The organism is Microbacterium sp. 1262 (assembly GCF_040544895.1).
Lineage (GTDB): Bacteria > Actinomycetota > Actinomycetes > Actinomycetales > Microbacteriaceae > Microbacterium > Microbacterium plantarum.
In genome coordinates this window covers 1,853,465-1,875,945 of record NZ_JBEPKU010000001.1, presented here as the reverse complement: position 1 = coordinate 1,875,945, position 22,481 = coordinate 1,853,465, and the positions used below count along the sequence as shown (strand labels likewise).

Annotated in this window: 23 protein-coding genes; 19 read left to right on the top strand and 4 right to left on the bottom strand. The window is 69.9% G+C overall.

Features of this window, described 5'->3' with window-relative positions:
* The first annotated feature begins 49 nt into the window (after positions 1 to 49).
* The 6 genes from ABIC53_RS08960 (at position 50) to ABIC53_RS08935 (ending at position 5,027) form a co-directional block, all read left to right on the top strand.
* On the top strand, positions 50 to 409 hold the full coding sequence (locus tag ABIC53_RS08960) for a sugar ABC transporter ATPase (RefSeq protein ID WP_112616796.1): 360 nt from the start codon (positions 50 to 52) through the stop codon (positions 407 to 409).
* The gene (locus tag ABIC53_RS08955) at positions 406 to 2,196 is read left to right on the top strand and encodes a glycoside hydrolase family 15 protein (protein WP_282502169.1); all 1,791 of its coding nucleotides are present in this window, start codon (positions 406 to 408) and stop codon (positions 2,194 to 2,196) included. Before ABIC53_RS08960 ends, ABIC53_RS08955 begins: the two co-directional genes overlap by 4 nt.
* Positions 2,186 to 3,070: an SMP-30/gluconolactonase/LRE family protein gene (locus ABIC53_RS08950; RefSeq protein WP_354451179.1), complete on the top strand. Its 885-nt coding sequence runs from the start codon at positions 2,186 to 2,188 to the stop codon at positions 3,068 to 3,070. Before ABIC53_RS08955 ends, ABIC53_RS08950 begins: the two co-directional genes overlap by 11 nt.
* Positions 3,071 to 3,123: 53 nt before the next feature.
* Positions 3,124 to 4,020: an SDR family oxidoreductase gene (locus ABIC53_RS08945; protein ID WP_112616993.1), complete on the top strand. Its 897-nt coding sequence runs from the start codon at positions 3,124 to 3,126 to the stop codon at positions 4,018 to 4,020.
* 93 nt (positions 4,021 to 4,113) lie between these two features.
* Positions 4,114 to 4,608, top strand: a complete 495-nt coding sequence (locus tag ABIC53_RS08940; protein WP_240309688.1) for a MarR family winged helix-turn-helix transcriptional regulator — start codon at positions 4,114 to 4,116, stop codon at positions 4,606 to 4,608.
* Positions 4,605 to 5,027, top strand: coding sequence for an organic hydroperoxide resistance protein (locus tag ABIC53_RS08935; protein WP_282502171.1), 423 nt, complete (start codon positions 4,605 to 4,607; stop codon positions 5,025 to 5,027). Before ABIC53_RS08940 ends, ABIC53_RS08935 begins: the two co-directional genes overlap by 4 nt.
* 24 nt (positions 5,028 to 5,051) lie before the next feature.
* Here the strand turns inward: ABIC53_RS08935 and ABIC53_RS08930 are convergent, their stop codons facing one another.
* Positions 5,052 to 5,747 (bottom strand): GTP pyrophosphokinase, encoded by a 696-nt coding sequence (locus ABIC53_RS08930; RefSeq protein WP_112616804.1) that lies wholly within the window; start codon positions 5,745 to 5,747, stop codon positions 5,052 to 5,054.
* 113 nt (positions 5,748 to 5,860) lie between these two features.
* Between ABIC53_RS08930 and ABIC53_RS08925 the strand changes: the two genes are divergently transcribed.
* From ABIC53_RS08925 to ABIC53_RS08895, 7 genes are read left to right on the top strand one after another with little or no spacing between them, the layout of a single operon-like run.
* Complete coding sequence (locus ABIC53_RS08925) at positions 5,861 to 7,588, top strand: ABC transporter ATP-binding protein (RefSeq protein WP_114588120.1); 1,728 nt, start codon at positions 5,861 to 5,863, stop codon at positions 7,586 to 7,588.
* Positions 7,585 to 9,642, top strand: coding sequence for an ABC transporter ATP-binding protein (locus ABIC53_RS08920; RefSeq protein WP_274178510.1), 2,058 nt, complete (start codon positions 7,585 to 7,587; stop codon positions 9,640 to 9,642). Before ABIC53_RS08925 ends, ABIC53_RS08920 begins: the two co-directional genes overlap by 4 nt.
* A 43-nt stretch (positions 9,643 to 9,685) precedes the next feature.
* Entirely contained in the window at positions 9,686 to 10,537 is an 852-nt protein-coding gene (locus ABIC53_RS08915) for a DUF2510 domain-containing protein (protein ID WP_354451175.1), read from the top strand.
* On the top strand, positions 10,537 to 11,373 hold the full coding sequence (locus tag ABIC53_RS08910) for a sulfite exporter TauE/SafE family protein (RefSeq protein ID WP_274178549.1): 837 nt from the start codon (positions 10,537 to 10,539) through the stop codon (positions 11,371 to 11,373). Before ABIC53_RS08915 ends, ABIC53_RS08910 begins: the two co-directional genes overlap by 1 nt.
* 9 nt (positions 11,374 to 11,382) lie before the next feature.
* Positions 11,383 to 11,832 carry an FAS1-like dehydratase domain-containing protein gene (locus ABIC53_RS08905; RefSeq protein WP_274178511.1) on the top strand — a complete coding sequence of 150 codons (450 nt, stop codon included), beginning with the start codon at positions 11,383 to 11,385 and terminating at the stop codon, positions 11,830 to 11,832.
* The gene (locus ABIC53_RS08900) at positions 11,829 to 12,236 is read left to right on the top strand and encodes a MaoC/PaaZ C-terminal domain-containing protein (protein ID WP_112616814.1); all 408 of its coding nucleotides are present in this window, start codon (positions 11,829 to 11,831) and stop codon (positions 12,234 to 12,236) included. Before ABIC53_RS08905 ends, ABIC53_RS08900 begins: the two co-directional genes overlap by 4 nt.
* A 2-nt stretch (positions 12,237 to 12,238) precedes the next feature.
* Positions 12,239 to 13,375, top strand: coding sequence for a UDP-N-acetylmuramate dehydrogenase (locus ABIC53_RS08895; RefSeq protein ID WP_354451172.1), 1,137 nt, complete (start codon positions 12,239 to 12,241; stop codon positions 13,373 to 13,375).
* An 89-nt stretch (positions 13,376 to 13,464) separates the two neighbouring features.
* Here ABIC53_RS08895 and ABIC53_RS08890 read toward each other — a convergent pair whose 3' ends face one another.
* Positions 13,465 to 14,664, bottom strand: a complete 1,200-nt coding sequence (locus ABIC53_RS08890; RefSeq protein WP_354451170.1) for a pyridoxal phosphate-dependent aminotransferase — start codon at positions 14,662 to 14,664, stop codon at positions 13,465 to 13,467.
* A gap of 94 nt (positions 14,665 to 14,758) precedes the next feature.
* Between ABIC53_RS08890 and ABIC53_RS08885 the strand changes: the two genes are divergently transcribed.
* The 6 genes from ABIC53_RS08885 (at position 14,759) to ABIC53_RS08860 (ending at position 19,386) form a co-directional block, all read left to right on the top strand.
* On the top strand, positions 14,759 to 15,655 hold the full coding sequence (locus ABIC53_RS08885) for an ABC transporter ATP-binding protein (RefSeq protein ID WP_274178514.1): 897 nt from the start codon (positions 14,759 to 14,761) through the stop codon (positions 15,653 to 15,655).
* Positions 15,652 to 16,527, top strand: a complete 876-nt coding sequence (locus ABIC53_RS08880) for an ABC transporter permease (RefSeq protein ID WP_274178515.1) — start codon at positions 15,652 to 15,654, stop codon at positions 16,525 to 16,527. Before ABIC53_RS08885 ends, ABIC53_RS08880 begins: the two co-directional genes overlap by 4 nt.
* 16 nt (positions 16,528 to 16,543) lie before the next feature.
* Positions 16,544 to 17,719, top strand: a complete 1,176-nt coding sequence (locus tag ABIC53_RS08875) for a sensor histidine kinase (RefSeq protein WP_274178516.1) — start codon at positions 16,544 to 16,546, stop codon at positions 17,717 to 17,719.
* The gene (locus ABIC53_RS08870) at positions 17,716 to 18,351 is read left to right on the top strand and encodes a response regulator (RefSeq protein WP_112616828.1); all 636 of its coding nucleotides are present in this window, start codon (positions 17,716 to 17,718) and stop codon (positions 18,349 to 18,351) included. The genes ABIC53_RS08875 and ABIC53_RS08870 overlap by 4 nt, the downstream gene beginning before the upstream one ends.
* A 108-nt stretch (positions 18,352 to 18,459) precedes the next feature.
* Positions 18,460 to 18,984 (top strand): hypothetical protein, encoded by a 525-nt coding sequence (locus ABIC53_RS08865; RefSeq protein WP_354451167.1) that lies wholly within the window; start codon positions 18,460 to 18,462, stop codon positions 18,982 to 18,984.
* Positions 18,985 to 18,999: 15 nt separating this feature from the next.
* Positions 19,000 to 19,386 (top strand): hypothetical protein, encoded by a 387-nt coding sequence (locus tag ABIC53_RS08860; protein WP_354451165.1) that lies wholly within the window; start codon positions 19,000 to 19,002, stop codon positions 19,384 to 19,386.
* A gap of 37 nt (positions 19,387 to 19,423) precedes the next feature.
* On the opposite strand, the gene aceB is transcribed toward ABIC53_RS08860, so the two are convergent.
* Together aceB and aceA are read right to left on the bottom strand one after the other, a co-directional pair.
* On the bottom strand, positions 19,424 to 21,079 hold the full coding sequence (aceB, locus tag ABIC53_RS08855; RefSeq protein WP_354451163.1) for a malate synthase A: 1,656 nt from the start codon (positions 21,077 to 21,079) through the stop codon (positions 19,424 to 19,426).
* Between the two features lie 32 nt (positions 21,080 to 21,111).
* On the bottom strand, positions 21,112 to 22,419 hold the full coding sequence (gene aceA / locus ABIC53_RS08850; RefSeq protein WP_323987319.1) for an isocitrate lyase: 1,308 nt from the start codon (positions 22,417 to 22,419) through the stop codon (positions 21,112 to 21,114).
* Positions 22,420 to 22,481: the final 62 nt, after the last annotated feature.

The following is a 22,481-nucleotide window of genomic DNA, read 5'->3' as shown; positions in this document are numbered from 1 at the left end:
CCGGTGCAAGTGGCTCGACGGATTCGCCGCCCCGCCGCATCGTGGAGGCATGTCCAACGCATTCAACGACGACCTCGCCCGCCCCGCCGCAGCCGAGGATGCCGGCATCCAGCCGCTGCGCGACGGCGATGCGACCAGCGTGGCCGACCCCGACCTCGACCCGGCCCAGCGCGAGTGGGACCGCACCGACGCGATCGACGAGGCGCTCGACTCCGGCGTCGACCCCGCCGAACTCGATGTCGCGACGGCGACGAGCGACGACCCGGCGCACATCCCGTCGGACGAAGACGAGATCCCCGCAGAGGACCTGCCCACGGGATACGCCCAGCCGGAGACCCAGGGAGACGACCCGGTCATCGCCGAACTCGGCGAGGACGGCGAGGGCGACATCAACGACGAGGGCATGTGACCCCGGGGATCGAGTCGTACGCGCCGATCGGCGACGGCCGCACCGTCGCGCTGATCGGTCTCGACGGCAGCGTGGATTGGCTGCCGCTCCCCGATCTGACCTCGACGCCCGTCTTCGCGCGCCTGCTCGATCGCGAGACGGGCGGATATCTCGAGCTCGCGCCCACGGAGGATTTCGAGACCACCCGTCGGTACGTGCCCGACACCAATGTTCTCGAGACGACGTTCACAACGGCTCGCGGGTCCGTGAGAGTCACCGACGCCATGGTGTCGGGAGTCGCCGGGCGGATGCCGTGGGCGGAGCTGGCTCGTCGCATCGACGGGCTCGAGGGCACCGTGCCGATGGCCTGGCGCATCCATCCCGGTACTTCGCTGCGTACGGCGTCGCCCTGGATCGAGCGCACTCAGCACGGCGACGTCATCCGCAGCGGCAAGACCGCTCTCGTCGTCGTGGGGTTCGAGCACGGGCCCGAGGCTCCCGATCCCGACGGCACGAGCGGCCCCCGCCTGACCGGCTCGTTCACCGCCTCGAAGGGTTCGCGTCACCTCATCGCGCTCGCCGCGACGCACGACGAGCCCCTGCACCTTCCCGACCCCCGTAACGTCGACGTCGGCATCGACCGGACGATCGACAACTGGCGGCACTGGTCCGAGGTCTTCTCGTACGAAGGCCCCTGGGAGGAACGCATCCAGCGCAGCGCGCTCGCCCTCAAGCTGCTCATCTTCAGTCCCACCGGCGCGATCGCCGCTGCCGCCACCACGTCGCTGCCCGAGAATCCCGAGGGCGGCAAGAACTGGGATTACCGCTACGCCTGGGTGCGCGACCTCGCCTACACCGCTCACGCGCTCGTGCGCTTCGGTCTCCGCGAGGAGACGCACGCGGCACTGTCATGGATGCTGCGCACCATCCGCGAGCACGGGCCCGAGCTGCACGTCATGTACACCTTGGGCGGCGAACTCGTGCCCGATGCTCAGGACTACCCCGTGCCCGGCTGGGGAGGCGTCGGTCCGGTCGTCACGGGCAATCCAGCGCGCGAGCAGCTTCAGCTCGGCGTCTACGGCGACCTCATGGCGATCTGCCGGACGTACGTCGATGCGGGGAACGTCCTGGACATCGGTACGGGGCGGATGCTGGCGGGCGTCGCCGACCGCACCTGCGACCTGTGGCGCAATCCCGACTCGGGAATGTGGGAGCTGCCGGAGGAACGGCACTACACCTCCTCGAAGATGGGATGCTGGAAAGCCCTCGACGACGCCGTCGCGCTCGCCGAGAGCGGCGCGATCCCCGGGAGCGCCGAGCGGTGGAAGGCCGAGCGCGAGCGCATCCGGCTCTGGATCGACGAGAACTGCTGGTCCGAGGCGAAGTCGGCCTACGCCTTCTACGCGGGTTCGGACGAGCTCGACGCCTCCGTGCTGCTGCACGCGCCCACCGGCTTCGACCGCGGCGAGCGGATGTCGACGACGATCGACGCCCTCACCGACGAACTGGGCGCCGGCCCGCTGCTGTACCGCTACAGCGGGGTGTCGGCGGAGGAGAAGACGTTCGTCGCCTGCGCGTTCTGGCGCGCCGAGGCGCTGGCGTGCGTCGGCAGGCATGACGAGGCGCTCGACCTCGTCGACCAGCTCGTCGCCCTCGCGAATGACGTCGGCATCTACGCCGAGATGATCGACGCTGACGACGGCACCGCCTGGGGCAACACCCCGCAGGCCCTCAGCCACCTCGCGTTCATCGCGACGGTCCTCACCATCCGCGACGTCGTCCCCGAGGAGGCCCTCCGTGGCAGATGAGATCGGAGTGTTCCGCGACACTCGTGCCGTGCTCGTCGAGAGCATCTGGTGGGACGACCGCACCGACGAGGTCGTGTGGGTCGACATCACCGCAGGGCTGCTGCATCGCGGCCCGCTCGACGGGGCGGTCGACGGCAGCGACGACCGGGTCGTCGAGTTGCCCCCGCCGCTATCGGCGGTGCAGCCGGCCGCCGGAGGCGGCTACATCGCGGCACTGAAGGACCGCGTCGTCCTTCTCGACGCGGACGGCCGTATCGAGCGCGACCTCGCCTCGCTGCGTCACCGCCACGACGGCATGCGGCTGAACGAGGGCAAGGTCGACCCGTTCGGCCGCTTCATCGTCGGCGCCATGGAGCTCACGACTGACGACCCCGATGCGGCGGTATGGTCGGTCGACCCGGACGGCGACGTGCGGGTGCTCGGCGGCGGCTACGGAATCGCGAACGGTATGGAGTGGTCCGACGACGGGCGCACGATGTACATCACCGACACCGCGACCTCGACCGTCTACCGCGCGTCCTACGGTCCCGCCGGCGAGCTCGGAGAGCTCGAGCCCTACCTTGTCGGCCGGTCGAGTGACGGGCTGGTAATGGCGACCGACGGCTCGTTCTTCAACGGGCTCTATGGCGAGGGCATGGTGGCGCGCTGGAGCGCCGACGGAGACCTCGTCGAGGAGAGCACGATGCCCGTGCCCAACATCACCTCCGTCGCGTTCGCCGGGCCCGACCTCGACGTCCTCCTCGTCGGATCGGCGCGCGAGAACCTCACCGAGGAGCAGCTGCAGCGGCATCCTCTCTCGGGCGGCATCCTCCGCCTCGAACCCGGCGCGACCGGCCGCCCCATCCACACGTTCGGGTCTGCGTCGATCGCCTGATCGACGGACCCGAGTGACGACCACCCCCAGGAAGACCGATGGAAGGAGACACCATGTCCCGTGACCAGTACACCTTCGTCAACCCCGCCGAGCTGTACGCGGACATCGAGCCCGAGAAGCAGCACATGGACGAGCCGGGCCTCGACGCCGACCTCACGCCGAAGGCCGATCTCGGCGAGGAGAGCTACCGTGGCAGCGGCCGCCTGACCGGGCGCAAGGCGCTCATCACGGGCGGCGACTCGGGAATCGGCGCCGCTACCGCGATCGCCTTCGCGCGCGAGGGTGCCGACGTGGCCATCTCGTACCTTCCCGAGGAGGAAGAGGACGCGCAGCGCATCGCCGGCATCCTGAAGGATGCGGGTGTGACGGTGGCGCAGCTTCCCGGCGACCTGCGCGACCCGGAGTACTGCCGCTCGCTCGTCGCCGACACGGTCTCGGCGCTCGGCGGCATCGACATCCTCGTCAACAACGGCGGCAAGCAGATCTTCCAGTACGAGCTGGCCGATCTGACCGACGAGCAGTTCGACGACACCTTCAAGACCAACGTCTACGCGATGTTCTGGATCACCAAGGCCGCGCTGCCGCACCTGCCGGCAGGTGCCTCGATCATCAACACCACGTCGATCCAGGCCTACTCGCCGTCCGAGACGCTCGTGGACTACGCCTCGACGAAGGCGACGATCAACACGTTCACCAAGGCGCTCGCCCAGCAGCTCGCGCCGAAGGGCATCCGCGTCAACGCCGTGGCGCCGGGGCCGATCTGGACGCCGCTCCAGCCGAGCGACGGCCAGCCGCAGGAGAAGATCGACAGCTTCGGCGAGGAGACCCCGCTGGGACGTATGGGTCAGCCGGCGGAGCTCGCGCCCGCCTACGTGTTCCTCGCGTCGGCAGAGTCGAGCTACGTCGCGGGGGAGACCCTGAACGTCAACGGCGGAATGCCCACGCCCTGACGTCATCGCTGACGAGTGCGCCGGTGGCCGCGGCTGCCGGCGCACTTTTCCAGCATATTGATTGCGCACAACCTAGTTGTGTACAGTGCATGTATGGAACCGACGCAGCACATGGTCTGCTTCTCGCTCTACGCCGCGTCGCGGGCAACGACGAAGGCGTACGCGGCTCTCCTCGAGCCGCACGGACTGACCTACCCGCAGTACCTCGTGCTCGTGCTGCTGTGGAACCGCGACGGCCGCAGCGTCAGCGACCTGGGCCAGGCGCTCGACCTCGATTCCGGCACGCTGTCGCCGCTGCTGCGCCGGATGACGCGTGACGGCCTGGTGGAACGGGGTCGCGACAGTGTCGACGAGCGCGTCGTGACCGTGTCGCTCACCCCCCGAGGCCGCGAACTGCGCTCGGAGCTCGCCCACGTGCCCGCCTGCATCGCGCAGGGGATGGGCGTCACCGTCGATGGTGCCCGGCAGCTGATCGCCGCCCTCACCGAGTTGGCGGACGGGATGCGCGACACCGCCACCGATCTGCGCGCGGATACCCGCGCGACGAAGACCACCCCCGAAAAGGAAATGAAGGAGGAGCACGCATGAGCGCTCTCTACACCGCCGAAGCACTCTCGACGGGCGCCGGCCGCAACGGGCACGTCCGCACCACGGACGGCCGGGTCGACCTCGAGATGGCCATTCCGAAGGAGATGGGGGGTTCGGGCAGCGGCTCGAACCCCGAGCAGCTCTTCGCCGCCGGCTACGCCGCCTGCTTCCACTCCGCCCTGCAGATGGTGGCGCGCTCCAAGAAGATCGACGTGACCGACTCGGCCGTCGGCGGCCAGGTGCAGATCCACCCCACGGATGCCGGCGGGTTCTCGCTCTCGGTCGTCCTCGAGGTCGTGCTGCCCGGCGTCGAGCGCGAGGTCGCCCAGGAGCTCGCGGACGCCGCGCACCAGGTGTGCCCGTACTCGAACGCGACCCGCGGCAACATCCCCGTCGAGATCACGGTCTCGGAGGACTGATCCCCGCGTCCCCGCGTCGCGCGCTCAGATGCGCACGACGCGGGGACGGTGCCGCACCTCGCGGTGCAGGCGCTCCATCTTCGCGTCGAGCTCGGCCGCCGTCTCGGCGGCATCCTTCAGCTCCGCGGTCAGCTCCGCCGGCACGTTCGCGGCGAACTTGTAATAGATCTTGTGCTCGAGGCTCGCCCAGAAGTCCATCGCAATGGTGCGGAACTGCACCTCGACGGGCACGGTGATGCGTCCGGTCGAGAGGAAGACGGGCACCTCCACGATCGCGTGCAGGCTCTTGTAGCCGTTGGGCTTGGGTTCAGCGATGTAGTCCTTGACGGTCCGGACCTCGATGTCGTCCTGGGCCGTGAGCAGGTCGAACAGGCGATAGGCGTCCTGCGTGAAGCTGCAGGTGACGCGGACGCCGGCGATGTCGGTGATGTGCTCGCGGATCGACGCGAACTCGGGTTCGACCCCCTTCCGGACGACCTTCTCCACGATGCCGTCGGGTGACTTCAGCCGGCTCGAGAGGTGCTCGATGGGGTTGTAATCGTGCAGCTGCTGGAACTCGTCGCGCAGGATCTGCAGCTTCGTCTCGATCTCCTGCATGCCGAAGCGGTACTCCAGGAGGAACTGCTGGAACTCGTCGCGCAGGCTCCGGAGCTCCTGTGGCGTGAAGTTCTGGAGACCGTCGGTGATCGAGAGCGGGGGCACGGAGCTGCCGGTCGTCATGGCACCGACGGTACCGATCCGGCATCGGCGGCGGCTGTGAGGATCCACGGTCGTTCGCGTGTCGGAGCCCGGCGCTACCATGAACCGTCCGGTCGACTCGCTCAAGGAGACCCATGCTCGGCAAGCTCCTGTTCCGCTATCTGCGCACCTATCGGTGGCTGCTCCTGGGCGTGCTGGTGTTCCAGTTCGGCTCGGCGATGGCCTCGCTCTATCTGCCTCGACTGAACGCGGACATCATCGACAACGGCGTCGCCCGAGGCGACACCGCCTACATCTGGTCGCGCGGGGCCATCATGCTGGTCATCGCGCTCGGGCAGATCGTCGCGTCGGTCATCGCGACGCTGTGCGCTGCCCGTGCCGCGATGGCCGCGGGACGCGACATCCGACGCGACGTCTTCGAGAAGGTCAGCGGCTTCTCCGAGCGCGAGGTGTCGCGCTTCGGTCCGGGCACGCTCATCACCCGCAACACGAACGACGTGCAGCAGGTGCAGATGCTCGCGATGATGGGCGCCACGATGCTCGTCACAGCTCCGATGCTCGCGATCGGCGGCGTCATCATGGCGCTGCAGCAGGATGTCGGGCTCAGTTGGCTGATCGGGGTCGCTGTGCCGCTCCTGCTCGTGGTCGCCGGGCTCATCATCGGCCGCATGGTGCCGCTGTTCCGCCAGTTCCAGACCCGGCTCGACAACGTCAACCGCATCATGCGCGAGCAGCTGACCGGCGTCCGGGTCGTGCGGGCGTTCGTCCGCGAGCGCATCGAAGAGCAGCGATTCCGCGGTGCCAACACCGACATCATGATCGTCGGGCGCAAGGTCGGGTCGCTGTTCGTGCTGATGTTCCCGCTGGCGATGCTGGTGCTCAACGTCACGGTCGTCGGCGTGATCTGGTTCGGCGGCATCCAGGTCGATCAGGGCAACGTGCAGATCGGCACGCTGTTCGCGTTCATGCAGTACGTCGGCCAGATCCTGATGGGCGTGCTCATGGCGACGTTCATGACGATCATGATCCCGCGCGCCGCGGTCTCCGCCGACCGGATCGGCGAGGTGCTCTCCTCTCAGGATGCGCTCGAGCGTCCCGCCTCGCCCGTGCGGGAGTTCCCCGAGCCCGGCGCCATCGTGTTCGACGACGTCGCGTTCACTTACCCGGGCGCCGAGACGCCGGTGCTGCAGGGCATCTCGTTCCGCGCGGATCCCGGCGAGACGGTCGCCGTCGTCGGGTCGACGGGGTCGGGCAAGACCACGCTCGTCTCGCTCATACCCCGGCTGTTCGACGTCACCGGGGGATCGGTGACGGTCGCCGGCGTCGACGTGCGCGAGGCCGACCTCGACCTGCTCTGGAGCGGCATCGGCTACGTCCCTCAGCGCGCGTTCCTGTTCACCGGCACGGTCGCGTCGAACCTCCGGTTCGGGCGGGAGGACGCGACCGACGACGAACTGTGGAAGGCACTCGAGATCGCGCAGGGGCGCGACTTCGTCGCGGAGATGGAGGGAGGCCTCGAAGCGCGCATCGCGCAAGGCGGCACCAATGTCTCGGGAGGGCAACGCCAGCGGCTCGCCATCGCACGAGCGATCGTGCGGCGCCCCGACGTCCTGGTCTTCGACGACTCGTTCTCCGCGCTCGACCTCACCACGGACGCGCGACTGCGCGAAGCGCTGTGGCGCGAACTGCCGGAGGTCACGAAGATCGTCGTCGCACAGCGGATCTCCACGGTGACCGGTGCCGACCGCATCCTCGTGCTCGACGACGGCCGGATGGCGGGTCTCGGTACGCACGAAGAACTCCTCGAGTCCAACGAGACGTATCGCGAGATCGTCGAATCGCAGCTGGGAGTGGACGCATGAGCGCCGAGAACCTCACCGACGAGGAGCGCGCCGAGCTCGAGCTCGCGGAACAGGCTCGTCAGAACTCCGGCAGCTGGGACAGTGTCGCTCCCGGCAAGGCGGCGAAGTTCGGGCCGAGCTTCCTGCGGATGATCGGTCTGCTGCGCCCCTATGCCCTCGTGTTCGGTCTCATGACGGTTCTCGGTGCGGTCGGCGTGGTTCTCGCCGTCCTCGCCCCGCGCGTGCTCGGCGATGCCACCAACCTCATCTTCGAGGGCGTCGTCTCCGCGAACCTCGGCTCGCAATTCCCCCCGGGTACGAGCCAGGAGGACGTCGTCGCGGCGCTCAACGCCGCAGGGCAGACGGATGTCGCCAACATCGTCGGGGCGATGCAGAACTTCCAGGTGGGCGCGGGCGTCGACTTCGACCGGCTGAAGTGGGTGGTCGTCACCGTCCTCGCGATCTACGTCGGCTCCGCCGTGCTGACCTGGCTGCAGGGCTTCGTGATCAACATCATCATGGTGCGGACGATGTGGCGTCTGCGCGAGTCGGTCGAGGCGAAGATCAACCGGCTGCCGTTGTCGTACTTCGACCGGGTCCAGCGCGGCGAGCTGATCTCGCGGGTCACGAACGACATCGACAACATCACGCAGACGATGCAGCAGTCCCTCTCGACCGCGCTCACGAGCGTGCTGACGGTGGTCGGCGTGCTGTTCATGATGTTCTCGATCTCGTGGCAGCTGGCGCTCGTGGCGCTCGTCTCGCTGCCGCTCATGGCCGTGATCTTCGGTGTCATCGGGCCGCGGTCGCAGAAGGCCTTCGCGGTGCAGTGGCGCAAGGTCGGCCGGTTGAACGCTCGTGTCGAGGAGTCGTTCTCGGGGCACGCCCTCGTCCGCGTGTACGGTCGCGAACGAGACGCCCGCGAGAAGTTCGAGGCCGAGAACGACGAGCTCTTCGAAGCGGCCTTCAAGGCGCAGTTCCTCTCGGGCCTCATCATGCCGGGCATGACCTTCATCGGGAACCTCACGTACGTCGGCATCGCGGTCCTCGGCGGTCTGATGGTCGCCTCGGGCCAGCTGCGACTCGGCGACGTGCAGGCGTTCATCCAGTACTCGCAGCAGTTCACCCAGCCGCTGTCTGAGCTCGGCGGCATGGCCGCCGTCGTGCAGTCGGGCACGGCTTCCGCTGAGCGGGTGTTCGAGCTCCTCGACGAGGACGAGCAGGACCCCGACGCTCCCGATGTCGAGCCGGCGCGCGGAGGCCGCGGCGTGATCGAGTTCGAGCATGTCCGCTTCGCCTATTCTCCCGAGAAGCCCCTCATCACCGACCTGACCTTCCGCGTCGAGCCGGGCCAGACGGTCGCCATCGTCGGTCCGACCGGGGCCGGCAAGACCACGCTCGTCAATCTCCTCATGCGTTTCTACGAGCTCGACGGCGGCCGTATCCTCCTCGACGGTCAGGACATCTCCGAGCTGTCCCGAGACGACGTGCGCTCGCGCACCGGGATGGTGCTGCAAGACCCCTGGCTCTTCGCCGGCACGATCCGCGACAACATCCGCTACGGCCGCGAGAGCGCGACCGACGACGAGATCGTCGAGGCGGCGATCGCGACGCGTGTCGACCGCTTCGTGCATTCGCTGCCCGACGGGTACGACACCGTCCTCGACGAGGATGCCGCGAACGTCTCGGCCGGCGAGAAGCAGCTCATCACGATCGCGCGCGCGTTCGTGGCGCAGCCCGCGGTGCTCATCCTCGACGAGGCGACGAGCTCCGTCGACACCCGAACCGAGCTGCTGCTGCAGCAGGCCATGTCGGCGCTGCGCGAGGGGCGGACCTCCTTCGTCATCGCGCATCGGCTGTCGACGATTCGCGATGCCGACCTCATCCTCGTGATGGAGCACGGCGACATCGTCGAGAAGGGCTCGCACGACGAGCTGATCGCGGCTCAGGGCGCCTACTGGCGTCTGTACCAATCGCAGTTCGAGCAGGCGGCGACGGAGCAGCCGGATTCGGTCGCCGAGCTCGGCGCGGCCGATGATGCCGCGGGCGGCCGGCCGGTCTCGGCCGATCGGTAGTCTGAACGAGGCGGATCTGCGCCCGACGCGAGAGAAGGCAGAGTTGAGCGGTTCGACGCCTCCGGGCTGGTACGACGACGGGCACGGCGCACTGCGATGGTGGGACGGCTCGCGGTGGACCGAGCACACACACGCCCCCGTCGAGCCCGAGCCGGAGCCGGAGACCGAGCCTCAGCCCGAAGAACCGCCGGCCGTGACGGAGGCCTCCCTCACCGAGAGCCAGCACGGGGTCGCGGCATCCGACACCGCGTCGCCGACCGACGCGCTGCCGCTGATCCCGCCGTCGCCGGGAGGGTTCGCGCCGGTGTATCCCGGCGCGCATCCGTCGATCGCGACGGCGGCCGTGACCGGCGCCGTCGGCGAAACCGACGCAGCGCCTCCGCGCCGTTCCCGGCTCTGGATCGTCTTCGTCGCGCTCGGCGTCGTCCTCGTCGGGCTCGTCGTCCTCGCCGCCGTGTTCATTCCGCGCTTCATCGTGGGGATCCTGGATCCGAGCAGCGATCGCCCCGGTGCGACGGCGGTCCAGGGGGCCGATCTGCGGGCGGCCGAAGACATCGTCGACGCGTACGACGACGCATGGGACGAGATGGACTGCGCGGCCTACCAGGCCATCCTGACTCCCGAGTTCCTCGCGAGCGGCGGGCTGTCCGACTGCGCGGACTTCGCCCAGGCGGCCCGCGAGTTCAACAACTCGGTCGAGGACTACGAGGTGAGCTTCATCTCGACGACCCGAGAAGGAGACACCATCTACGTCGAAACCGTCGAGACCTTCACGCAGACGGCGGACGCCGCCGGTGCTCCGCTCGAGAACCCCGTTCCCGCGAGCTTCTCAGCGCTTTACACGCTCGTTCCGGGTGGCTCCGGCTGGCTCATCGACGATTACGTCGAGCAGTGATGGTCGAGCGTGGTGCGCGCCGGAGCGCGCGGTTCTATCTGGCGTGTGCCGGGGTCGGGCTCGCGGCCGGCCTGTTGTCGGGACTGTTCGGCGTCGGCGGCGGAACGGTCATCGTCCCGCTCCTGGTGCTGCTGCTCGGATTCGATCAGCGGCTGGCTGCCGGAACCTCCCTCGCCGCGATCGTCCCCACGGCCTCGGTCGGCGTCATCTCCTACGCCCTCACCGGATCCGTCGCCTGGGTCCCGGCCATCATCCTCGCCGCGGGTGCCGTGATCGGCGCACAGATCGGCAGTTGGCTGCTGGCGAAGATCCCGCAGAACGCGCTGCGGTGGGGCTTCGTCGGGTTCCTCGTCGTGGTCATCGTGATGCTCTTCATCGTGGTGCCCTCGCGTGACGCGGTACTCGAACTGAACTGGGGCGTCGGTATCGGGCTCGCCGGGCTCGGGCTGTTCACGGGGATCATGGCCGGCCTGCTCGGTGTGGGCGGAGGCGTGATCGTCGTTCCGGCGCTGATGTTCCTCTTCGGCACGAGCGACCTCATCGCGAAGGGCACCTCGCTCCTGATGATGATCCCGACCGCGATCTCGGGAACCGTCGGCAACGCTCGGCGACGCAACGTCGACCTCGTGGCGGCCCTCGTCGTCGGGCTCGCCGCGTGTACAACCACGGCGCTGGGGGCGTGGATCGCGACGCTGCTGAACCCGCTGACGGCCAACATCCTCTTCGCCGTGTTCCTCACCTTCATCGCGTCTCAGATGGCGATCCGCGCCGTGAAGGCGCACCGGGCGGCACGCGCGACGAAGCGGGCCGCGCAGCCGTCGGGGGGCCACCGGTAGAATCGGACGGTGTCCGTGAACCCCGATCTGGTCGACCGCGCCTTCGCGCCGACCGCCCCGTACCTCGTGGGTCGCGAAAAGGTGCGCGAGTTCGCCCGCGCCGTCTTCGCGACCGATCCGCAGCACACCGACCCCGAAGCGGCACGTGCGCTGGGTTACACCGACGTGGTCGCTCCGCCGACTTTCGCCATGGTGATCCAGGACCTCACGCTGCAGCAGCTCCTGGGCGAGGCCGACTCGGGCATCGCCCTCGAGCGGACGGTGCACGCCGAGCAGCGATTCCGCTACACGCGCCCGATCGTCGCGGGCGATGAGCTCACCGCGCAGCTCACCGTCACCGGCATCCGTGCCTTCGGCAAGGGGGCGATGGTGACGAGCGAGGCGGATATCCGCGACGTCGCCGGTGACCACGTCGTGACCGCCGTCTCCGTGCTGCTGGTCGGGGGAGAGGACGCATGAGCGATCTGACTGTCGGGTCCGTCGTCGCCGAACGCACCGTCGAGCTCACGCGCGAGTCGCTCGTACGGTATGCCGGGGCATCGGGCGACTTCAATCCCATCCACTACCGCGACGACGTCGCGGCACGCGTCGGCCTGCCCGGTGTGCTCGCCCACGGAATGCTGACGATGGGGCTGGCCGTCGAGACGATCGTGGAGTGGCTCGGCGACAGCGGCCGCATCGTCGAGTACGGCGTGCGTTTCACCCGCCCTGTCGTCGTCGATGCTGAGACCGGCGCGACTCTCACCGTCGTCGCGAAGGTGGGCGCCGTCGATGAGGGCGTCGCACGCATCGACCTGACCGTCAGCCACGACGGCACCGTCGTGCTCGGCAAGGCGCAAGTGCGCGTGCGCACCGCCGAGTGACCGTGGCCGAGATCGAACCGCGACCCCTCGCGGAGCTGACCACGCTGCGCGCGGGCGCCGTGCCCGACCGCATGGTCGAGGTGCACACGGCCGACGAGCTCGTCGCCACGATGTGCGAGCTGTGGACGGCCGGTGAGCCCTGGCTGGTCGTCGGAGGCGGGTCGAACCTGCTGGTGGGTGACGAGCCGTTCGACGGCACCGTCGTCGCCGTGCGCACGACCGGGATCGAAGAGCTGCCGTCGCCGCATCCCGGGCGTGCGCGTCTGAAGGTGCAGGCCGGACACTCGTGGGATGACCTCGTCGAGTACGCCGTCGCGGCCGGTCTCGGCGGGATCGCCGCGATGTCGGGCATCCCGGGCACCGCGGGGGCAGCTCCCGTTCAGAACATCGGCGCCTACGGTCAGGAGGTCGTGCAGACCCTCGTCGAGGTCGAGCTGCTCGACGAGTCGACCGGCGAGGTCAGTGTCGTGCCGGCAGCCGAGCTGGGCCTCGGCTTCCGCACCTCGGTGCTGAAGCATCACCACGGATCGGTCGCGGCGCGTTCCGCGGTCATCCTGTCGATCACGCTCGAGCTCGACCGAGTCGGGCACGGCGAGTTCGCGATCAGCGGGCCGCAGCTGCGCGGCGCCCTGGGGCTCGACCCGGAGGCGACGGTGTCGCTGCGCTGGGTGCGCGAGACCGTGCTGTCCGTACGGGCCAGCAAGGGGATGGTGCTCGACGACGCCGACCCCGACACGTGGAGCGCCGGGTCGTTCTTCCAGAACGCCGTGGTGACCGCCGCCTTCGCTCGGACGCTGCCCGACGCCTGCCCGCGCTGGCCGGTGGCACCCGACCCAGTGACCGACCGGGTGATCCCGTTGAACGAGTACTACGGCGTCTCGCCGACGGGTGAGGTGGCCGAGCCGGACGTCAAGGTGAGCGCGGCCTGGCTCATCGAGCACGCCGGTATCGGCAAGGGTTTCTCGCTGCCCGGATCGCGAGCCGGCCTGTCGACCAAACACGCCCTCGCGCTCACCAACCGCGGGGGAGCGACGGCCGAGGAACTCGCCGCACTCGCGCGGTTCGTCCAGCAGCGCGTGCAGGCCGAGTTCGGCCTCATCCTGCAGCCCGAGCCCGTCCTCGTCGGTGTCGAGCTCTAACCCCGTCGCTGCCGTCGACTCGCCAGAGAAAGCGGATGGTCGGGTACCGGCATCCGCGTTTCTTGGCGACTCGACGGGAGAAGGAGGGGTTAGGAGAAGAGGCGCTGGAGGCGCTGGAGGCCCTCGAGCAGCTGATCGTCACCGAGCGCGTACGACAGGCGCAGGTAGCCCGACGGACCGAAGGCCTCGCCGGGCACGACGGCGACCTCGGCCTGCTCGAGGATCAGGTCGGCGAGCTCGAGGCTCGTGTTCGCCTCGACGCCGCCCCAGGAGCGTCCGAGGAGTCCGGTGACGTCGGGGTAGACGTAGAACGCCCCGAGGGGGTTGGGGACCTCGACGCCGGGGATCCTCGCGAGCTCCTCGACGATGAGCCGGCGCCGACGGTCGAAGGCCAAGCGCATCTCCTCGGCCTCGGTCTGCGGGCCGGTGAGTGCGGCGAGAGCCGCGCGCTGCGCGACGTTGTTGACGTTGGAGCTGAGGTGCGACTGCAGGTTTCCGGCGAGCTTCATGGCGTCGGCGGGGCCGACCATCCAGCCCACGCGCCATCCGGTCATGGCGTAGGTCTTGGCGACGCCGTTGACCAGGATCGTCTGACCCGCGAGCTCGGGTACGGCCTCGACGATCGAGACCGCGCGGGCGCCTTCGTAGACGAGGTTCTGGTAGATCTCGTCACTGATGACCCAGATGCCGTGCTCGAGAGCCCACTGGCCGATCGCCGCGGTCTCCTCGGGCGTGTACACCGACCCCGTCGGGTTGGAGGGCGAGACGAAGACGAGCACGGTGGTGCGCTCGGTGCGCGCGGCCTCGAGCTGCTCGACGGTGACCTTGTACTCCTGGTCTGCGCCGGCGAAGACCTCGACCGGGATGCCGTCGGCCAGGGCGATCGCTTCGGGATACGTGGTCCAGTACGGCGCGGGCAGCAGCACCTCGTCGCCGGGGTTCACGACCGTCTGGAAGGCCTGGTACACCGACTGCTTGCCGCCGTTGGTCACGATGACCTGCGAGGGCTGGGCCTCGAGGCCCGAGTCGCGCAGCGTCTTGGCGGCGATCGCCTCGCGCAGCACGGGGAGGCCGGCGGCGGGGGTGTACCGGTAGTTGGCCGGGTCGGCGAGGGCGTGCTGAGCGGCCTCGACGATGAACTGCGGCGTCGAGAAGTCGGGCTCGCCCGCGGCGTACGAGATGACCGGCCGGCCGGCGGCCTGCAGGGCCTTGGCCTTGGCGTCGACCTTGAGGGTCGCCGACTCGGCGATGGCGAAGAGCTTGCGGGACAGCGGTGCGCGTTCGGTCACCCTTCGAGAGTAGCGGCGTGGTCCACCGAATGGTGGACGGGGATCGACCGGATGACCTCTCCCGCGCCGGCGACGGAACCGGCACGCTGGAGGCATGACCACGAGAGCGAGCGCACCGACCGTCGTGCGCGGCCTGACCAAGAGATACGGCGACGTGACGGCCGTTGACGACGTGAGCTTCGAGGTGCCCGCCGGGGGCGTGTTCGCGTTCCTCGGGACGAATGGGGCCGGCAAGTCCACGACGATCAGCGCTCTCACGACTGTGATCGAGCCGGATGCGGGGCAGCTCGAGGTCGCCGGTCACGACGTGCGCTCCGACGGTGACGCCGTGCGCCGCGCGATCGGCGTCGTCTTCCAGGACTCGCTCCTCGATTCCGCCCTCACCGTGCGCGAGAACCTGACGGTGCGGGCGCGTCCGTACCTCGGCTCGACGGCGGCGATCCGCGACCGCATCGACCGCCTCGCCGAGATCATCGACCTGGGCGAGTTCATCGACCGTCGCTACGGCCGGCTCTCGGGCGGGCAGCGTCGCCGCGCCGACATCGCCCGCGCGCTGCTCCACGACCCGGAGATCGTCTTCCTCGACGAGCCGACGACGGGACTCGATCCCGCGAGCCGGCAGATGGTGTGGCGGACGATCCATGAGCTGCGCGAGCGCGCCGGTCTCACCGTGTTCCTCACGACGCATTACCTCGAGGAGACGGAAGAGGCCGACCAGGTCTGCATCATCGACCGCGGGCGGATCGTCGCCGACGGCACTCCGGCGCAGCTGCGGGCGCGGTACAGCTCCAGCATCCTGTCGCTCGTCACGGCGGACGGCGACGAGCGCATCGCGGTGGCGGATGCCGCCGAAGCCCGCGGCATCCTCGCCGAACGGGGCGACGCGGTGCTCGACTTCGAGTTCCGTCATGGACGCATGGACGACGTCTTCCTGGCCCTCACCGGACAGGCGGCGGCGGGGGAGACAGCAACAGGGGAGGCGGCGCGATGAAGACCGTGCAGGCGTACGTCGGGCGCAATCTCCGACTGTTCTACCGGGACCCGCTCGGGGTGTTCTTCTCGCTCACCGGGGCCCTCGTTGTCTTCCTGCTCTACGCCCTGTTCCTCGGCCAGATGCAGGTGGACTCGCTCGCCGCGACTCCGGGGTTCGATGCCGACGCCGCCCGCGACTTCGTCGACTCGTGGATGTTCGCCGGGGTCGTGGCCGTCGCCGCCGTCACGACGCCGCTCGGCGCGCTGTCGACGTTCGTCGAGGATGCCGCGTCCGGACGGTTCCGCGACTTCCTCGTCTCGCCGGTGCGCCGCGCGCAGCTCGTGCTCGGTTACCTCGGGTCGGCGTTCATCATCGGTTTGATCACCACGCTGATCGTGCTCGCCGTCGCGCTGGCCTACCTCGGGCTCACCGGGCGGACGCTCCCCGACGCCGGGCAGATCATCCGCATCGTGCTGTGGACCGTCCTCTCGGTTGCCGCCTACACGGCGCTCTGGGCGTTCGTGGTGTCGTTTCTTCGCACGAGCGGGTCGTACTCGGGACTGTCGACCCTCGTGGGAACCCTGGCCGGCTTCGTCGCGGGTGCGTACATCCCCGTCGGCTCGTTTCCCGACGCCGTTCGGGATGCCGTCGGCGTGCTCCCGTTCGCGCAGTCGGCGATGCTCGTGCGGCGCGAGTTCGCCGCCGATCCACTCGATCGCCTCGCGGGCGGGGCGCCGGGCGCGGTCGAGGAGCTCAGCCGCATCTACGGGCTCGACCTGCAGGTGGGGTCGGCGACGGTCCCGGTCTGGGTCGCGGCGGTCGTGCTCGCTGTCGTGGCCGTGGCGTTCGCGGTGCTCGCGGCGGCCCGCATCCGCTCGCGCATCCGCTGAGGGGCAGGATGGGAGCGTGATCAGTCGCAGCTGGGTGGATGTCGCCGTCGGTGTCGTGCTCGCCCTCGGCGTGGGCATCCTCGCAGCCGCGGGAGAGACGGACCGGCTGCCGTGGGCGGTCGCGGGCCTGGTGCTCCTGCTCGCGGCGTATCTGATCGCGCGGCCCTCCGCCGGCGCGGAGGATCCCCGGCGCTTCGCGGTGTTCCTCGCCGTCGTGACGGTCTCGATCGCAGCGATGACGTTCGGCGAGGTCTCGCTCGCGACGATGCAGGTCATCGTGTATCCGCTGGTGTGGATCTTCGCTCCGTTGCGCCGTGATGGTGTCGTGGGATCGCTTTCGGTCGGCGCCGGGATGCTCGTCGGGTATGCCGGCGGCTTCGGTTTCGCTCCCGACGCGCTGCTGGAGGCAGCTGCCGTCGCGGTGCTCTCGGTTGCGTTCTCGATCGCGATGGGGTGGTGGATCTCAGCGATCGCCGCATACGGCACCGAGCGCGCGCGCCTGCTCGACGAGCTCTCCCGGGCGCAGCAGCAGGTCGAGGCGCTCAGCCGCGACAAGGGCGCGGCCGACGAGCGGGAGCATCTGGCCCGCGAGATCCACGACACCCTCGCGCAGACCCTCGCGGGAATCGTCATGCTCGCCGAACAGGCCGGGCGGCGTTCGCGCGCGGGGGATGCAGGCGGCGCCGCGACCGCGGTCGAGCGCCTCGAGGTGGCCGCTCGCGACGCGCTTGGCGAGGCCCGTGCGATCGTCGCGCGCACCGCCGCCGTCCCCGACGACCCCGTGCTCGGCGCTGCGGTGGAGCGGCTCGCCGAACGCTTCCGCGCCGACACCGGGCTCGAGATCTCCGTCGTCGACACGGCTTCCGGGGCCGATCGCGAGACGCAGGTCGTCGCGCTGCGCTGCCTGCAGGAGGCGCTGGCCAACGTGCGCAAGCACGCGGGAGCCGCGCGGGTCACGGTGGCGCTCACGCGCGAGGACGACGGCGCCCTGCGACTGGTCGTCGAGGACGACGGGCGCGGGTTCGACGTCTCGTCTCCGCGCACCGGGTACGGTCTCGACGGCATGAGCGAGCGAGTCGCACTCGCCGGGGGGAACCTCGAGATCACGGCCGTCGCGGGTTCGGGGACGACGCTCTCCGTTCGGCTGCCCGGGTCGCCTGTGCCGAGCGCTGGCGCGGCGGTGCGCGCATGATCCGTCTGCTCATCGTCGACGACCACCCGATCGTCCGGGCGGGGCTGGTCGGTCTGCTCGCCGACGAGCCCGGGTTCGAGGTGATCGCGGAGGCCGCCGACGGCGACGAGGCCGTCCGGCTCGCCACCGAGGCGCATCCCGACGTCATCCTCATGGACCTCCGGATGCCGGTGCTCGACGGCGTCGCAGCCACGGCTCGTATCGTGGCGGCGCGCGATGGGGCCGCGGGGCCGCGCGTGCTCATCCTCACGACCTACGAGAGCGACGACCAGATCCTCGCCGCCATCGAGGCCGGAGCCAGCGGCTATCTGCTGAAGGCGGCTCCACGCGAGGAGATCGTGGCGGGAATCCGGTCGGTCGCCGCCGGCCAGTCGGCTCTCTCGCCGGCCGTCGCGGTGCGTCTGGTGGAACGGATGCGGCAGCCCGAGCCGGCGGCATCCGCTCTCACTCCGCGCGAGACGGACGTGCTGCGCCTCGTCGCCGCGGGGCACGGCAACAGGCAGATCGCGGTGCAGCTCGGGATCGGCGAGTCGACCGTCAAGACGCACCTGTTGCGGGTCTACGACAAGCTCGGCGTCGACAGCCGAACCCGCGCCGTGACCCTGGCCCTCGAGCGCGGCCTGCTTCCCTGACCCGAAGCCCTCGTTATGGGGTCGTCACGTGCGGGAGCGGGCGCTGTCGTAGCGTGGGAGGGAACGGAAGCAACAGGGCAGGGGAGGGCAGCGGGGATGCGGATGCGGGTGGCGCTGGCCACGGGCTCGGCCACGCTATTGCTTCTCGCGGGGTGCGCGTCGATCCCGCTCGGACCGCCGCCTGTCCGCGAGGTGGCGACCGTGTCCGACACGATGTCGTGCCCGGACCCGATCCTCAACCCGCTTCCCGGCGCTGGTCTCGTCCCCGAAGACTTCGAGGTCGTCGCGGTGCTGGAGTGCGCCAACGGCGTGACGCGTGAGGATGCCGACGGCGTCATCGCCGGCAACGAGGTGCGGCGCTACGAGGGCGACCTCACGGAATTCCTCGACGCGATGGCGGCGCCCAGCGATCCTGGGCCGGCAGCGGTCTGCCCCGCCGTCGGGTATGCCTTCCGCGCGATCTGGGCGACGGATGCGGCGGGCCGCTTCGTGCCGATGTCGTTCCCCCTGACGGCATGCGGCGGCCCCAAAGAGGACGAACCCCTGGCCGCTCTGGCTCGGCTCGAGGTCGTCGACCGCACGTCCTCGGGGGCGGGTCGCGTCGAACTGCACGAGGCGACGGCGGTCGGCTGAGCGACGCGTGCGGGCGTGGCCCCGCTCAACGTCCTCCGGTGGACGCCGACCGAGACGCAACCGCCGGTCGACGTCGCCGGCGCCCTGGTGTGCGTCTATCAGGTCGAAGCCCCGGCCAGCACGCCGACCGTCGTCGGGGATGGGGGCCTGTTCGCGGCGACCTTCTCGCTCGACGCTGACGAGGCCGCTGCAGTTCTCGAAGCCGCGGCTGCTCGGGCCACGGGCGCGCACTGCTCCGAGACGGCATCCCGTTTCGTCGTCGTCCACCCGGACGTCACGGCCGCCGCGGGCGGCGCGCCTCTCACTGTGACCGTCGAGCTCGACGGCTGTCAGCGCATCGTCGGCAGCGACTTCCAGACCCGCCCCGCCCCTCCGTCTCTGATCCCCCTCCTGTCCCCCTGACCTACCCCCAGCCCCGACGGGGGCTAGGGGAGGCGGCTCAGAGGTACTTCGCGTAGGCGGGGAGGGTCAGGAACGCGGGGAACTCGGAGCCGAGCGCGACCTCGCGGAACAGGGCCGCGGCATCGTCGAAGCGGTCGCCGTCGCGGCGCTCGACCTCGGCGATGACCTCGTCGACCAGTTCGTCGACCCAGGCGCGGGTGATCGGCGTGCCGTCATCCGTCGTGCGGTCCTGGTGGATCCACTGCCAGATCTGCGAGCGGCTGATCTCGGCTGTGGCGGCATCCTCCATCAGGTCATCGATCGCGACGGCGCCGATCCCGCGCAGCCAGGCCTCGAGGTAGCGCACGGCGACGGACACGTTCGCGCGCACACCGGCGGTCGTGATCGGCAGGCCGATGTGGCAGTCGATGAGTTCGGATGCCGCGACCTCGACGTCGTCGCGCTGCCGGTCGAGCTGATTCGGGCGGTCGCCGAGCACGGCGTCGAACTCGGCGCGCGCGATCGGGATGAGGTCGGGGTGCGCGACCCACGTGCCGTCGAACCCATCGCCGGCCTCCCGCCGCTTGTCGGCGGCGACCTTTTCGAACGCGGCGCGCGTGACCTCGGGGTTCCGCCGGTTGGGGATGAAGGCGCTCATCCCGCCGATCGCGTGCGCGCCCCTGCGGTGGCAGGTCTTCACGAGCAGCTCGGTGTACGCGCGCATGAACGGCACCGTCATCGTGACCGCGCTGCGGTCGGGCAGCACGAACCGGGCCCCGCGGCCGCGGTAGTTCTTGATCATCGAGAAGATGTAGTCCCACCGTCCGGCGTTGAGACCCGCGCAGTGGTCGCGGAGAGCGAAGAGGATCTCGTCCATCTCGAACGCCGCCGGCAGCGTCTCGATCAGCACGGTCGCCCGGATGGTGCCGTGGGCCAGTCCGAGCCGGCGCTCCGTGAACGAGAAGACGTCGTCCCACAGCTGCGCCTCGGCGCTGGATTCGAGCTTGGCGAGGTAGAAGTACGGTCCCCGGCCGCTCTCGACGAGCCGGACGGCGTTGTGGAACGCATAGAGCCCGAAGTCGACGAGTGACCCGGATGCGTCGAGGGTGCGCCCTGTGCGGTCGGTGTAGGCGAGGTGCTTCTCGGTGAGGTGCCAGCCGCGCGGGCGCATGACGATCGTCGGCGTGCGCTCGGCGGTGACGGTGTAGCGCCGCCCATCGGGACCGGTGTGCTCCAGCTCACCGCGGATCGCGTCGCGCAGCGACAGCTGCCCGCCGATGACGTTGCGCCAGGTCGGCGAGGTGGCGTCCTCCTGGTCGGCGAGCCACACGCGGGCGCCTGAATTCAGGGCGTTGATCGTCATCTTGGGATCGGTGGGTCCTGTGATCTCGACGCGGCGGTCCTCGAGGCCCGGGCCCGCACCCGCGACGCGCCACGAGTCGTCCTCGCGGATGTGCGCGGTGTCGCTGCGGAACGATGGGTCGGCCCCGTTGCCGATCTCGAAGCGGCGCCGCATCCGGTCGGCGAGGCGGTCGTGCCGTCGCCCCGCGAAGCGGTCGTGCAGCGCCGTGACGAAGTCGAGCGCGTCGGGCGTGAGGATCTCGTCGAAGCGCGGGTGCATCTCGCCGCGCACCTCGATCGCGGGTTCGTGCGTCTGCACGGGTACGGGCCCCGTCCAGGTGCGCCGCCGGCTCTGAGTCTCTGTGATGGTCATGGTCTCGTCTCCTGTGATCTGTGACGCTCGGGTCAGAACTGGGATGCCTCGGTCGATCCGGCCAGGGCGAGGGTGGCGCTGTCGGGGTTGAGCGCCGTCGAGAGGGCGTCGAAGTAGCCGGTGCCGGCTTCGCGCTGGTGGCGGGTGGCGGTGTAGCCGTGCGCCTCGGCGTCGAACTCCGCCTGCTGCAGCTCGACGTACGCGCTCATTGCACGGTCGGCGTAGCCACGGGCGAGGTCGAACATCGAGTGGTTGAGGGCGTGGAATCCGGCCAGGGTGATGAACTGGAACCGGTAGCCCAGCTCGGCCAGCTCCGCCTGGAACGTCGCGATCTGCGCGTCGCTGAGGTGCCGCTTCCAGTTGAAGCTCGGCGAGCAGTTGTACGCGAGCAGCTTGCCGGGATGCTCCGCGTGGACGGCTGCGGCGAACTCGCGGGCCAGCTCGATGTCGGGCTCGCCGGTCTCGACCCACAGCAGGTCTGCGTAGGGCGCGAACGCGAGGCCGCGCGCGATGACGGGGTCGATCCCGGCGCGGGTGCGGTAGAAGCCCTCGCTCGTGCGCTCGCCGGTGAGGAAGGGGCGGTCGCGCTCGTCGACGTCGCTCGTGATGAGGTCGGCGCCCAGCGCGTCGGTCCGCGCGATCACGATCGCAGGCACGCCCGCGACATCCCCGGCGAGCCGCGCGGCATTGAGCGTGCGGATGTGCTGAGCGGTCGGCACCAGCACCTTGCCGCCGAGGTGGCCGCACTTCTTCTCACTCGCGAGCTGATCCTCCCAGTGCGTGCCGGCGGCACCAGCGGCGATGAGGGATGCCGCGAGCTCGTAGGCGTTCAACGGACCGCCGAACCCCGCCTCGCCGTCGGCGACGATCGGGGCGAGCCAATCGCGGGTGCGGCCGCCCTCGGCGTGCTCGATCTGGTCCTGTCGCAGCAGCGCGTTCGAGATGCGCCGCACGACGGCGGGCACGGAGTTGGCGGGATACAGGCTCTGGTCGGGGTAGGTCTGCCCGGCGAGGTTCGCGTCGGCGGCGACCTGCCAGCCGGACAGGTAGATCGCCTTCAGGCCAGCGCGCACCTGCTGGACGGCCTGGCCGCCCGTGTAGGCCCCGAGGGCGCGGACGTACTCCGCGGTGTGGAGGAGGTTCCACAGCGACTCGGCACCCCGGCGGGCGAGGGTGGCCTCCTCACGGACGGAGCCACGCAGCCGGATGACGTCGTCTGCGCGGTACGTGCGCTCGATGCCGTCCCAGCGGGGGTCGGTCTGCCACAGCTCCTCGAGCTCGGCAGCGGTCTGAACCTGGTCGCCGGGTCGCAGCGGACCCGGAGCGGGAATCGTGGTCATGTCGGTCTCCTTCGTCAGAACGGGCGGCTCTGCCCGTCGTGGAGACCACTGTGGGCGAACTA

Coding starts and splice junctions, on each gene's coding strand:
- ABIC53_RS08900 (WP_112616814.1), top strand. CDS start 11,829: ATGAGCGATCTGACTGTCGGGTCCGTCGTCGCCGAACGCACCGTCGAG.
- ABIC53_RS08920 (WP_274178510.1), top strand. CDS start 7,585: ATGAGCGCCGAGAACCTCACCGACGAGGAGCGCGCCGAGCTCGAGCTC.
- aceA (WP_323987319.1), bottom strand. CDS start 22,419: ATGACCACGATTCCCGCTCCGGGTCCGCTGCGACCCGGCGACCAGGTT.
- ABIC53_RS08960 (WP_112616796.1), top strand. CDS start 50: ATGTCCAACGCATTCAACGACGACCTCGCCCGCCCCGCCGCAGCCGAG.
- ABIC53_RS08870 (WP_112616828.1), top strand. CDS start 17,716: ATGATCCGTCTGCTCATCGTCGACGACCACCCGATCGTCCGGGCGGGG.
- ABIC53_RS08885 (WP_274178514.1), top strand. CDS start 14,759: ATGACCACGAGAGCGAGCGCACCGACCGTCGTGCGCGGCCTGACCAAG.
- aceB (WP_354451163.1), bottom strand. CDS start 21,079: ATGACCATCACAGAGACTCAGAGCCGGCGGCGCACCTGGACGGGGCCC.
- ABIC53_RS08880 (WP_274178515.1), top strand. CDS start 15,652: ATGAAGACCGTGCAGGCGTACGTCGGGCGCAATCTCCGACTGTTCTAC.
- ABIC53_RS08940 (WP_240309688.1), top strand. CDS start 4,114: ATGGAACCGACGCAGCACATGGTCTGCTTCTCGCTCTACGCCGCGTCG.
- ABIC53_RS08910 (WP_274178549.1), top strand. CDS start 10,537: ATGGTCGAGCGTGGTGCGCGCCGGAGCGCGCGGTTCTATCTGGCGTGT.
- ABIC53_RS08930 (WP_112616804.1), bottom strand. CDS start 5,747: ATGACGACCGGCAGCTCCGTGCCCCCGCTCTCGATCACCGACGGTCTC.
- ABIC53_RS08945 (WP_112616993.1), top strand. CDS start 3,124: ATGTCCCGTGACCAGTACACCTTCGTCAACCCCGCCGAGCTGTACGCG.
- ABIC53_RS08925 (WP_114588120.1), top strand. CDS start 5,861: ATGCTCGGCAAGCTCCTGTTCCGCTATCTGCGCACCTATCGGTGGCTG.
- ABIC53_RS08935 (WP_282502171.1), top strand. CDS start 4,605: ATGAGCGCTCTCTACACCGCCGAAGCACTCTCGACGGGCGCCGGCCGC.